At 71.4% G+C, this 11,603-nt stretch carries 11 protein-coding genes and 3 tRNA genes; 10 read left to right on the top strand and 4 right to left on the bottom strand.

Going from position 1 to position 11,603, the window contains the following annotated elements:
- Positions 1 to 18 precede the first annotated feature (18 nt).
- From HNR73_RS32300 to HNR73_RS32290, 3 genes are all read left to right on the top strand, one after another.
- The gene (locus HNR73_RS32300; protein WP_203686543.1) at positions 19 to 483 is read left to right on the top strand and encodes an SAM-dependent methyltransferase; all 465 of its coding nucleotides are present in this window, start codon (positions 19 to 21) and stop codon (positions 481 to 483) included.
- A gap of 11 nt (positions 484 to 494) precedes the next feature.
- Complete coding sequence (locus HNR73_RS32295) at positions 495 to 1,928, top strand: FAD-dependent oxidoreductase (protein WP_184791493.1); 1,434 nt, start codon at positions 495 to 497, stop codon at positions 1,926 to 1,928.
- A gap of 90 nt (positions 1,929 to 2,018) precedes the next feature.
- Entirely contained in the window at positions 2,019 to 4,754 is a 2,736-nt protein-coding gene (locus HNR73_RS32290) for a helix-turn-helix transcriptional regulator (RefSeq protein ID WP_184791492.1), read from the top strand.
- Here HNR73_RS32290 and HNR73_RS32285 read toward each other — a convergent pair.
- Complete coding sequence (locus HNR73_RS32285) at positions 4,660 to 5,790, bottom strand: MFS transporter (RefSeq protein ID WP_184791491.1); 1,131 nt, start codon at positions 5,788 to 5,790, stop codon at positions 4,660 to 4,662. The two genes, HNR73_RS32290 and HNR73_RS32285, sit on opposite strands and share 95 nt — an antisense overlap.
- A gap of 64 nt (positions 5,791 to 5,854) precedes the next feature.
- Between HNR73_RS32285 and HNR73_RS32280 the strand changes: the two genes are divergently transcribed.
- Entirely contained in the window at positions 5,855 to 6,229 is a 375-nt protein-coding gene (locus HNR73_RS32280; RefSeq protein WP_184791490.1) for a MerR family transcriptional regulator, read from the top strand.
- Here the strand turns inward: HNR73_RS32280 and HNR73_RS32275 are convergent.
- Positions 6,226 to 7,233, bottom strand: coding sequence for a cation diffusion facilitator family transporter (locus HNR73_RS32275; protein ID WP_184791489.1), 1,008 nt, complete (start codon positions 7,231 to 7,233; stop codon positions 6,226 to 6,228). The two genes, HNR73_RS32280 and HNR73_RS32275, sit on opposite strands and share 4 nt — an antisense overlap.
- Positions 7,234 to 7,322: 89 nt before the next feature.
- Between HNR73_RS32275 and HNR73_RS32270 the strand changes: the two genes are divergently transcribed.
- The gene (locus HNR73_RS32270) at positions 7,323 to 7,664 is read left to right on the top strand and encodes an ArsR/SmtB family transcription factor (protein ID WP_184791776.1); all 342 of its coding nucleotides are present in this window, start codon (positions 7,323 to 7,325) and stop codon (positions 7,662 to 7,664) included.
- Here HNR73_RS32270 and HNR73_RS32265 read toward each other — a convergent pair.
- Complete coding sequence (locus HNR73_RS32265; RefSeq protein WP_184791488.1) at positions 7,661 to 7,951, bottom strand: hypothetical protein; 291 nt, start codon at positions 7,949 to 7,951, stop codon at positions 7,661 to 7,663. The genes HNR73_RS32270 and HNR73_RS32265 overlap by 4 nt on opposite strands.
- Before the next feature lie 41 nt (positions 7,952 to 7,992).
- Complete coding sequence (locus tag HNR73_RS32260) at positions 7,993 to 8,853, bottom strand: alpha/beta fold hydrolase (RefSeq protein WP_184791487.1); 861 nt, start codon at positions 8,851 to 8,853, stop codon at positions 7,993 to 7,995.
- Between the two features lie 153 nt (positions 8,854 to 9,006).
- Here HNR73_RS32260 and HNR73_RS32255 point away from each other — a divergent pair.
- From HNR73_RS32255 to HNR73_RS32235, 5 genes are all read left to right on the top strand, one after another.
- Positions 9,007 to 9,079: transfer RNA gene (locus HNR73_RS32255), tRNA-Gly, on the top strand.
- Positions 9,080 to 9,139: 60 nt separating this feature from the next.
- Positions 9,140 to 9,211: transfer RNA gene (locus HNR73_RS32250), tRNA-Cys, on the top strand.
- A gap of 1 nt (position 9,212) precedes the next feature.
- Positions 9,213 to 9,287 (top strand) — tRNA-Val (locus HNR73_RS32245).
- A 583-nt stretch (positions 9,288 to 9,870) separates the two neighbouring features.
- Positions 9,871 to 10,389 (top strand): hypothetical protein, encoded by a 519-nt coding sequence (locus HNR73_RS32240; protein WP_184791486.1) that lies wholly within the window; start codon positions 9,871 to 9,873, stop codon positions 10,387 to 10,389.
- Positions 10,390 to 10,413: 24 nt separating this feature from the next.
- Positions 10,414 to 10,557, top strand: a complete 144-nt coding sequence (locus tag HNR73_RS32235) for a hypothetical protein (protein ID WP_184791485.1) — start codon at positions 10,414 to 10,416, stop codon at positions 10,555 to 10,557.
- The last annotated feature ends 1,046 nt before the right edge of the window (positions 10,558 to 11,603 follow it).

Here is an 11,603-nt window from a genome sequence, read left to right as displayed (position 1 = left end):
ACCCGCAAAGGAGCCGACGTGGAAGCCATCACCCTCGCACCGATCGGCGTCGTCGCCGGCGGCCGCGATGAGCCGTTCGACGACGACTGGAACACCGAACAGGCCGTCATCCGCCTCGACGGGACCCGCTTCGGGCCCGGCGCCCTCGCCGGGCTCGACGCCTTCTCGCACCTGGAGGTGGTCTACCACTTCCACCGCGTCGACCCCGCCGAGATCAACACCACCGCCCGCCGCCCACGCGGGAACCCCGACTGGCCCGAGGTCGGGATCTTCGCCCAGCGCGGACGAAACCGGCCCAACCTCCTCGGCGTCTCCCGCTGCCGGCTCCTGTCCGTCGACGGCCTCGACGTCCACGTGCACGGCCTCGACGCCATCGACGGCACCCCCGTGCTCGACATCAAGCCCTACATGGCCGAGTTCGGTCCGCAAGGCGAGACCGAACAGCCCCGCTGGGCCACCGAACTCATGCGCAACTACTACTGAGGAGCCCTTCCATGACCGATGTGATCATCGTCGGCGCCGGGCCGGTCGGGCTGCTGCTCGCCGGCGACCTCGCGCAGACGGGCGTCGACGTCACGCTTCTGGAACGTCGCGACGGCGCCATCTCCAACCTCTCCCGCGCCTTCGGCGTCCACGCCCGTTCCCTCGAACAGCTCGACGCCCGGGGCCTGGCCGACCCGCTCCTGCCCACCGGCTCGGCGGTCGGCAGGCTGCGGCTGTTCCAGACCGTCGAGGTCGACCTCGGCGCACTGCCCAGCCGCTTCCCGTACCTGCTCATCACCCCCCAGTACAACGTCGAGAGACTGCTGCTGGAACGAGCCCGCGCGGCCGGCGTCGCGATCGTCCACAACGCCGAGGTCAACGGCGTGGACCAAGACGCCGACGGCGTCACCGTCCACACCACCGGCGGGTCGCACCGCGCCGCCTATGTCGTGGGCACCGACGGCCACCGCAGCGCCGTGCGACAGGCCCTCGGCCTTCCCTTCCCGGGCCGCTCGGTCCTGAAATCGATCATGCTCGCCGACGTCAAGGTCGCCGAGGAGCCCGCCGAACTGCTCGCCGTCAACGGTGTCGGCGACGCCTTCGCGTTCATGGCGCCCTTCGGCGACGGCTACTACCGGATCTTCGCCTGGGACCGCGACAACCCCGTCCCCGACGACCAGCCCCTCGAACTCGACGAACTCCGCCAGGTCGTCACCCGCGCCCTCGGCAGCGACTACGGCATGCACGACCCCCGCTGGCTGTCGCGGTTCCACAGTGACGAGCGCCAGGCACCCGAATACCGCGTGGGCCGTGTTTTCCTCGCCGGGGACGCCGCCCACGTCCACTCGCCCGCGGGTGGCCAGGGCATGAACACCGGCCTGCAGGACGCCGCCAACCTCAGCTGGAAGCTCGCCGCCGTCCTGCGCGGAGCCCCCGACGCACTCCTCGACACCTACCAGGCCGAACGCCACCCCGTCGGCCGCTCGGTGCTGCGCAGCAGCGGCGCCATCATCCGCGCCGCCATGATCGAGTCCGCGGTGGGCCAGGCCCTGCGCGGCTTCGCCGTACGGCGAGCCCTGTCCGTCCCGAAGATCCGCGCGCGGATCACCGGGCAGCTCAGCGGCATCGGCTACACCTACCCCGCACACCGCGGCGAGCACGCGCTCGTCGGCACCCGCGCCGCCGACGTCGCCCTCGCCGGTGGCGAGCGCCTCTACGAGGCCCTGCGCGACCGCCGCTTCGTGCTCATCGGGGACGCCGACCTGCCCGGCTGGGAGGACCGCGTCCGGGTGGCCGCCCCCGCCGAAGCGGGCGGCCCGCTCATCCTGGTCCGCCCCGACGGATACGTCGGCTGGGCCGGGCGGGATGGCACCGGGCTGCCCGAGGCCCTGACCCGGCTGGCCGGCGCACCTAGCGCGCACATGGCGGGGCACACCGCCTCCTGACCCACCCCCGGGGCCTTCCCAGCGTGACCTGGAAGGCCCCGGCGCGGGCCGGTTTCCCGCCCGGAGACGGGTTGACTAGGGTCTGCGGACATGATCGGCCGGAGCACGGAGATCGCCCTCCTGCGGGAGATGATCGACGCCTCGCGCGCCGGAAACGGCAACGCCATCGCCGTTCACGGCGACGCCGGCATCGGCAAGTCCACCCTGCTGGCCACCGTCGCCGACACGGTTCCCGACGAGGTCCAGGTGCTGCGCGCCACCGGCGTCGAGGCGGAGGCCGAGCTGCCCTTCGCCGCGCTGCACCTGTTGCTCCGTCCCGTCCGGCGGCACATCGACGGCCTGCCTTCCGGGCAGCGCGCCGCATTGTCCGCCGCGTTCGGCGAAGCCGGGGAACAGCCTCCGGACCGTTTCCTTGTCGGGCTGGCCGCCCTCACCCTGCTCGCCGAGTTGTCGGAGCGTTCGCCGCTGCTGTGTCTCGTCGACGACGTTCAGTGGCTCGACCGGGCCTCGGCCGACGCCCTGCTGTTCGCGGCGCGGCGGCTCACCGCCGAACGCATCACCATGATCTTCGCCGGACGCGACGGGACCGACCGGGTCGCCCACGACCTCCCCGAGCTGCGTCTGTCTACGTTGAGCACCGCCGACAGTGCCCGGCTGGTCGCCGAACAGGCCGCCGCCCTCGATCCCGGGGCACGTGACCGCGTCGTCGCCGAGTCGGAGGGAAACCCGCTGGCGCTGCTGACCTTCGCGCGGGCCCTGACGCCCGAGCAACGCGCGGGTCATCTCGCCCCGGTGCCCCTGCGGCTGACCGACACCTCGCTTATGGGACGGCTGGAGCGCTCACTGCGCACCACGATCCGCGGCCTGCCCGAGCGCACCAGAACCCTGCTCCTGACCGCCGCCGCCGAGGGTGCCGGTGGTCTCGACGCCATCGTCGCCGCCGCGAAGACCCTCGGCGCCGGACCGGAGGACCTGACCCCCGCCGAACAGGCCGAGCTGCTCACCGTCTCCGGCGCCCACGTCCACTTCCGGCACCCATTGATCAGGGCCGCGGCCTACGACATCGCGCCCCTCGCCGACCGTGCCGCCGCCCATCGCGCGCTGGCCGGTGCGCTCGACGGTGCCGACCACGCCGACCGCCGCGCCTGGCACCTGTCGGCCGCCGCGCTCGGACCCGACGAGGAGACCTCCGCGATCCTCGCCGCCGCCGGTGAACGCGCCCGCCGGCGCGGCGGCAACGCCTCGGCCGCCACCGCCTTCGAGCGCGCTGCGCAGCTCACCGTCGACCGGGAACACCGCGCCCGCCTCCTGGCCACCGCCGCCGACGCGATGCTCGCCGCCGGGCAGCTCCGCCGTGCCGCGTCGGCGTCGGAGCGCGGGACCCGCCTCACCGCCGAGCCGGTGCTGCTGGCCCGGCTGGCGAGCGTCCGGGCCGCCGTCGACGCCGAGCAGGGAGACCCCGCGGCCGCCGCGCGCACGCTCATCGCCGCCGCCGGGGACATCGCCGGCACCGCCCCCGTCGACGCCCTCACCATGCTCGCCGCCGCGGCCGGTGAGGCCTGGTTCGCCGGCGACCACGCCGCGCTCGTGGCGACGGCGGCGATTCTGGACCGCCTCGGCCCGCGCCTTGACGCCGGGCTGATCCCCGTGGCCACCGCGATGCGCGGGATGGAGCGGATGGCCGCCGGTGACCCCGCCGTCGGCGTGTCGCTGCTGCGTGGCGCCATCCCCGAGGACCGGTCGGTCGCGGCCGAACGGGTCCCGGGGACCTACGCGATGTTCAGCGCGCTGATGGCCGGCGACGACGACGCCGCGCGGGAACTGGCGACCGCGCGCGTCGAGGCCTGCCGGAGCCGCGGGCTCATCGGCGAGCTGCCGCACGCCCTCCAGCTCCTCACCCAGGCGCAGATCCTGTCGGGGAGACACGCCGAGGCCGCCGACTCCGGTGCCGAGGCCTGGCGCATCGCCCACGACACCGGGCAGGCGGGCCGCCTGCGGCACCTGCACGGCATCCTCGCCCGCCTGGCCGCCGTCCGGGGTGAGGACGAGGAATGCCGGGACCTCGCCCGGCAAGCCGACGGCGGCGCTCTTGAGCGGCACGGTTCCGGGTGGGGAGGATGCGCCCTCGGCCTGCTCGACCTCGTGCGGTCCCGCTATGAGGAGGTCGCCGAGCGGATGACCGGCCTCCTCGACGGGCCCCTCGGGCACACCGTGATCGTCACCTTCGCCGTCCCCGACCACGTCGAGGCCTGCGTCCGCCTCGGCACACCCGCCCGTGCCCTGCCCGCCTTCGCCCGCTTCGACGCGTGGGCCGAAGCGGCCGGGCGCCCCTGGGCCCTGGCCGTCGCCCACCGCTGCCGCGCCCTGCTCGGCCCGAACGGCGAAGCCGAGGCGCACTACCGCGAGGCCCTCGCCGCGCACGACGGTGGCGGCAGGCCCTTCGAGCAGGCCCGGACCCGGCTCGCCTACGGCGAGTGGCTGCGGCGCGCACGTCGTCGCGCCGACGCCCGCGAACAGCTCACCGTCGCCGCGGCCGGTTTCGACGCGCTGGGTGCCGTGCCCTGGGCCGAACGCGCCCGTGCCGAACTGACCGCCAGCGGCGCCCACGTCACCACCCGGGCCGCCCCCGCCGCGACACCGGGCCTCGACACGCTCACACCCCAGGAGCTGCAGGTCGTGCGGCTCGCGGCGTCGGGTGCCACCAACCGCCAGATCGGTGCCCGGCTGTTCCTCAGCCCTCGCACGGTCGGGTTTCACCTCTACAAGGCGTACCCGAAACTCGGTGTCGCCTCGCGAGGCGAACTCGCGGGGCTGGATCTCGGCTGAGCCCGATCCGCAGGCCGTGCGTGTGGGCGGTGAGTCCGGCCGCGAGGACGGCCACGAGCGGCGACAGGAGCACCCACGGGACCGATCCGGTGGGGGAGAGGCCGAGGAGGACGCCGCCGGCGACCACGCCGGTCGCCATCGCCGCGATCCACAGCGTGGCCGGTTCGCCGCCGGTCGTCATCCTCGGCGCCGACCCGCCGGCCCAGGCCAGGCCCGCCAGAACGACGGCGAGGTACACCGGCGCGGGATGGCCGGCCAGCAGCCCCACGCCCGTCACCGCCGCGGCGATCGCGAGAACGGCGGTCACCGGAAGTCGGCGGCTCGTCCAGGTGACCACGGCCCAGGCGCCGATGAGGATCGCGGCACCGACGGCCAGGACGACCAGGTCGGAGCGGCCGGGCAGAAGCAGACGGGCACCGGCGAGGACCAGGGTGGAGAACAGCACGGCCGCGACGCCTGCCACACGCATCGTTCGCAGCGCTCGCGGACGCGCCGGGGACGGTCGTCCGGGAGAGTTCGAAACGGTGACGGCGATCCAGCCGAGCACGACGATGGCGACGATGCCCGTGGCGCCGAAGGCGAACCGGTCGCCGAGCAGGGCACCGGCGGCCGGTCCGAGGATCAGGCCGAGCGGGATTCCCGCCATGGCGAGGGTGAGACGGCCCGTGTGCCCGGCCGTGGCCGCCCACACGAGCCCTGCGGCGGCGCCCGCCACCAGCCGTGCGCCGAGCGTGAGCGGGAAACTCGATGACTGGGCCGTGATGGTGACGGCCAGCGCGAAGGCCGCCAAGGCGTTGAGCAGGACGGGCTTGCGCCGCAGGCGGCCCGCCGCCGTCAGCGGGATCGCGGTCAGCGCGGCGCCGAGGGCGTAGGCGGTGACCGTTTGCGCGGCCGTGGGGGAGTCGACGCCGAGACCGGCGCCCATCGCGGGCAGGATCCCGGCGGGCATGGTCGCGGTCAGGGCGGTGAGGAAGACGGCCGCGGCCACCGCGGGCGGTCCGGAGCCTGTCGTCGGGTTCGTGTTCGTGTCGGTCATGCCGGTATCGTCGAGCGCTCACATTGATGTGAAGGTCAACCGGACGAAGCGTGAGGTCGGGCACATGCGCATCGGTGAACTCTCCGAGGCGACGGGTACGTCCCGTCGTCTGCTGCGGTATTACGAGGAGCAGGGGCTCATCGCGCCCCGGCGTGACCGGAACGGTTATCGCGAGTACGACCAGGCCAATGTGGACCGGGTCGCCCAGATTCGCGGTCTGCTGGCCGCCGGGGTGCCGACCAGGATCATCCGCCGGATCCTGCCGTGCCTCGACAATCCCCGCGACATTCACCTGCCCGACGCGCCGCCGGAGGTTCTTTCCGCGCTCGAAGACGAACGTGACCGGATGACCCGGCGCGTCGAGTGCCTGACCCGCAACCGGGACGCGATCACCGACTACCTCGACACGGTGTGCACTCGTGCGTCCGTGAACGGCTAGGAGACCGCGTGCGCCCGGTGGTGCGCCTCGACCGGGCCGGGGTTGGCGTGCACGAGGGCGGCCGACAGATGCGGCAGCGTGTCCAGCAGCCGGTGTTCGACGTCGTGGGCGATGCGGTGGGCGTCGACGAGGGGGAGCCGTGCGTCGACGGTGACTTCGACTTCGGCGCGCAGCCGGTGCCCGATCCAGCGCAGCCGTAGTGGGCCCAGACCGTCGACGCCGGGGGTTTCCCGCGTGGCGTGTTCGGCGAGGTCGACGAGTTTCGGGTCGACGGCGTCCATGAGCCGCCGGTAGACCTCGCGGGCGGCGTCGCGCAGGACGAAGAGGATCGCCGCGGTGATGGCGAGCCCGATGACCGGGTCGGCCCAGCCCCAGCCGATGGCGGCCCCTCCGGCGCCGAGCAGGACGGCCAGGGAGGTGAAGCCGTCGGTGCGGGCGTGCAGGCCGTCGGCGACCAGGGCCGCCGAGCCGATGCGTTTCCCGACCCGGATGCGGTAGCGGGCGACCAGTTCGTTTCCCGCGAAGCCGACGAGCCCGGCGGCGGCGACCCAGCCCCAGTTGCCCATCGGTCGCGGGTGCAGCAGCCGGTCGACGGCGGTGTAGGCCGCGAGGACCGCCGAGGCGGCGATGAGCAGTACGACGACGAGCCCGGCGAGGTCTTCGGCGCGGCCGTAGCCGTAGGTGTAGCGGCGGTCGGCGGCGCGGCGGCCGAGGACGAAGGCGATCGCGAGGGGGACGGCGGTGAGGGCGTCGGCGAGGTTGTGCAGCGTGTCGCCGAGCAGCGCCACCGAGCCTGAGACGGCCACGACGGCGACCTGTGCGGCGGCGGTGAGCATGAGTGCGGCGAAGCTCCACCACACCGCGCGGATGCCGTCGGCGCTCGACTCCAGTCGACGGTCGACCTTGTCGGCGGAGTCGTGGCTGTGGGGTTTCAGCAGGTGTTTGAGCTTTGCCCAGGGGCCGTGGTCGTGGTGGGGACGGTGGTGGTGCTCGGGTGTGTTCATCCGCTCTCGCTCCATGCCGTCGAGGGGATCGCGACTTGCATGATGCACCAGGTGGAGGGCATTATGCAAACGTGTGCGCACACAACAACATGGCTTCTGCCAGTCACTCGCAACTGCCGCCCGCCGACGAGGAGTTCGAGGCCGCCGTCGGAGCCCTCCGGCTGCTGGCCGACCCGACGCGGCTGCGCCTGATGTGGCTGCTCACCGAGGACGAGCACGACGTGTCGACGCTCGTGGAGCTGTCGGGAGCGCCGCGCGCGTCGGTGTCGCAGCACCTGGCGAAGCTGCGGCTCGCGGGCATGGCGCTGGCCCGGCGCGACGGACGCCGGATGATCTACCGGGCGCGCGACAACCACGTCCGCGCGCTGATCGCCGAGGTGCTCGGCCACGCCTACCACCTGCTGCACGACCCGCCGGGCGATCGCGGCTAGTCGACGACGCTGACGACCTCGGCGACGTTGACCTTGAAGTGGGCCTCGATCGTGGCGCCTTCGATGACGACGAGGAAACTGTTCTCGTCCACGCAGAGGACCGTGCGGCGGCCCTTGCTGAAGGGGTGGCGCGGCTCGTGCTCGTGGGCGAGGGTGTAGGCGGCCTGGCGTGCCGGTTCGGGGTGCGGGTAGGTCCGCTCGATGAGTCGCGGGCGCCAGACCATCGCCTGGCCGCCGCCCATGAGCTCTTCGATGAGGATCTGCCACCGTCGCTGTCGCTCGGTCATCCGGGTTCCTTCCCGAGTGCGGTCGCGACATCGTAGTGGGTTCAGTCGATGAGGTCGGCGCAGAAGAAGGCGAGGGTCCGGTTGTACAGGCGGGGCTTCTCCCACATGAGGAAACGGCCCGCACCGGGCACCACGAAGGGGCCGATGACCTGCGGGTAGGCGGCCTCGCAGCGCGCGATGAAGTTGTCGGCGAGCGCGCCGTCGTCGGGTCCGGTGAGGACGAGGACGGGCTGGCGGACCTGCCGGTCGAGCATGGCGGGGCCGGACGACTCGCGTGTTCCGCACAGGGCCTGGGCGTAGCCGAAGGCGGCCTCCATGCGCGCCGCGTCGGCGTAGGGCGCGGTGAAGGCGGCGATGTCGGCGTCGGCGAAGGCGCCGGCGGCACCCCACTCGCGCAGGAAACCCGCGACGTAGTCGCGCCGGCCGGCGGCGCCTTCGAGGCGGCGGACGAGGTCGTCGGTCTCCCGGCCCTGCTCCTCGACGTAGGCGGGCAAGGCCGCGGCTTCGTCACCGTTGACCGTCGGCGGGACGTGGTTGAGGAGGACGAGCCGGTCGGTGCGCCCGGGAAAGCGCCCCGCGAAGTCGACGGCCACGACGGCGCCGAGCCCGTAGCCGGACAGCACGGCCCGCCGCCACCCGAAGGCGTCGCAGAGCGCCGCCACGTCGCCGGAGAAGGCGGCGACGTCGTAGAAGCCGTCGGGGGCGAAGTCGGAGTCGCCGAAGCCCCGCAGGTCGGGTGCGGCGACGTCGAAGCCCGCCTGCGCCAACTCGGCGAGGTTGCGTTCGAACATCGCGCCGCCCGCCGGAAACCCGTGCAGCAGAACCAAGGGCACGCCCCCGACTCCGGCGCGTCGCACCGCGAGCGCGTGACCACCCACCGACACCCTGACAGCCTCGACCATCTGGTCATCCTCGCAGGATGAGACGGTCACCACCGGCCATTTCGGATGCCCGCGACGCGACACCCGGACCCCCCGATTTGCTCCGCTGACAGGCGTCAGCTAAAGTTCTCTTCGTTGCCACGGCACAGGGAAACCGGCCACAAAGCAACAAATGCGGACGTAGCGCAGTTGGTAGCGCATCACCTTGCCAAGGTGAGGGTCGCGGGTTCGAGTCCCGTCGTCCGCTCGGAGGCCGACTCCGTCGGCTCAACCAGCCGGTCCCATCACGCCAAAGGGATCAAGTTCCGGCGGGATGGCCGAGTGGCTTAGGCAAGGGCCTGCAAAGCCCTGTACGCGGGTTCGATTCCCGCTCCCGCCTCGCGCGATTAGCTCAGCGGGAGAGCGCTTCCCTGACACGGAAGAGGTCACTGGTTCAATCCCAGTATCGCGCACCACTGGATCCCCAGGTCACATGGCCTGGGGATCTTTTTGTTCCTGTCCACTGTGGATTCCGGTGGGAGCGTTTTGGGAGCAGGCTGCTCCAAAAGGAGCATTCAGTCCGGAAGCGTTCAGGTTTCAGGTAGAGATCACCGGCCCCGTTGAAACCGATTCAAGCCTGTTCAGGCGGCTTGGACGGAGCTGAAGCCGGCATGAGCCTCCCAGTGGTCTTGCAGTCGGGTGCGGACCTGGTGTCGCATGGCCGGGGTGACGTGTGAGTAGACCGCCGCGACGCCTCGCATCTGGTGCCCCATCCGGTCGTGCTTCAGCACTTCGGGGAGTTCCAGCTCATTCGCGCCCGGCCCGGCCACGTTCACCGAACTGCTTGGCGTCGTCGTTGCCTTCCTCGCCAATCCGACCGACTCCAAGCCGCCCGAACTCGTCGAGTGGGAAGCCAATCAGCTCCGCACCACCGGGCGCCCGCAGTCGTGGCTACCCGCGCGGGACCCCCCGAGACCGATGCCTTCATGTTGCGGCTGCTCGCTGGCCGCGCCAAAGGGCTCGCCAAGCCCTTGGCCGACATGGGCGCACCCGTTGCTGATGAAGCCGCAACCCAGGCTGACCCGGCTCGCGGGTCTCCTGGAGAGGCGCGTCGCCGAACTCGACCGCAAGCTCCGGTGGCCGAACATCCGCGCGATCGCGTCCGTCATGTTCCTGTTCCCGGCGGCGATTCTCGGGTCCCTCATGGCCCTCGGAACGATCCCGTGGCTGCCCGGAGCCTTCATCACCACGGCGGTTCTGGGTGTCATCGCGTGCCGCTGCGCGGCCCTGGCGATGCCCGTCGCCGCCCCTGGTCTGACACCGCCCGCGCCCTCTTCCTGGTCTGAGGCGCCGATCCCGCAGAACCGGGACAACGCCGAAGCCCGCGCTGACGACCTCACCCATATTCTCGCCGACTTCGCCGACTTCGCCGACTTCGCCGACTTCGCCGACTTCGCCGACCTGCGCGCGCGTCACCCCGCCAGCAACAACGAGGCGCTCGCCATCGGCCTCGACGAACACATCGATGCTCTCTCAGCCGTCCCGATCCGCCTGACCACCTGGGCAGCACTCCTGTAACCCCGCCCGAGCAAGGAGACCCCCGTGCTGCATGAAGCACTTGACGCGCTGCGCGCCATCGCCGACCACGACGTCCCACGCGAAGCCGCCACCACAGACGCGAACGGTGGGAACCGCGCCGGAACCGTCCTGGACGCATCCAGCCTCGCCGCCGACCACTGTCCATGACCGAAAAGTGCCCGTGAATCCGGTTGACCGTCGAATCTGAAGAACATTCTGAATGCCGGATTCGATCATGCATGGTATTGCGCAGATTCATGCATCCACCGCCGTCTAGTGTGGACGGCGGCGGATCATGGGGGCTATCGGCCGATAATGGCGTGCAAACCGCCGAGAACGCCGACGGTCGCGGGGAGCGCTAGGTACGGCTGGTCTGCGAGGACCAAGCCAATGCCGGCGGCGAGAGCGATGAGGGTGATCAGCAGAGCGCGCACGCTCATCAGGTCAGATGGGCGGGGTTGTCGATGGTCGGGTACTTGGCGGCCTACAGTCATGGGGAACCTCCGGTTCGGTCGTGGGTGACCGGTTGGAGTGGACGGCCTCCTGCGCTATCAGGGGGCCGTTTCCTTTGTGGACCGACCCGGCCGCTCACACAGGGAACTGTAATCCGGAGAGCAGTGGATGCTCCACCAGCTCCCACCAGGTAGTGGAAGTGTCGCATGGTCGGCAACTGCGACTCGGTGCTGCAGTGCCGCTGGGCGTTCGTCGGTTCGTGTCACCGGTTCTGCTGTCCGTGTCATCGCTCCTGACTCGCTCGATGCGCTCCCTTGCCTGGTCCGATCTGTCGACCACGGCACGTATCGCCTTGTCGCGCTCACGAGTCGCCGCGCGTCGACGGCTTCTCACGGTTTGGCGCGGGGTCCGTGACCGGCCCGTCCTTGACGCGACACAGCGCTCCTCAGAGCGTTGCCACAGGTAGGGCCGCTAAATGTCGCCTTGACGCCATCGCCGACGCGACGGCCTCGGCGGCGAACTCCAGGCCATTGTCGATGCGGTAGACCGCCGGGACCACGCCCCACGGGCCGCGCGCGGGATCGTGCTTTGGCAATTTGTCTGGCCATTACTACTGGGCAAGGACGGCGTTTGCTCTGCACGGTTTCAATGTGAGTAGAGCTATATGAGCTTCTAACGGGATCTTCAGTGTTTGTGCTGGTGGTGGGTGACGGTCGTGGGGTTTGGTTGTTGGATCGTGTATGGGACGACCGTGGGTTGTG

The sequence above is a fragment of the Phytomonospora endophytica genome (genome assembly GCF_014202425.1).
GTDB lineage: Bacteria > Actinomycetota > Actinomycetes > Mycobacteriales > Micromonosporaceae > Phytomonospora > Phytomonospora endophytica.
The sequence above is the reverse complement of the archived record's forward strand: the minus strand, read 5'-3'. Positions and strand labels throughout refer to the sequence as shown.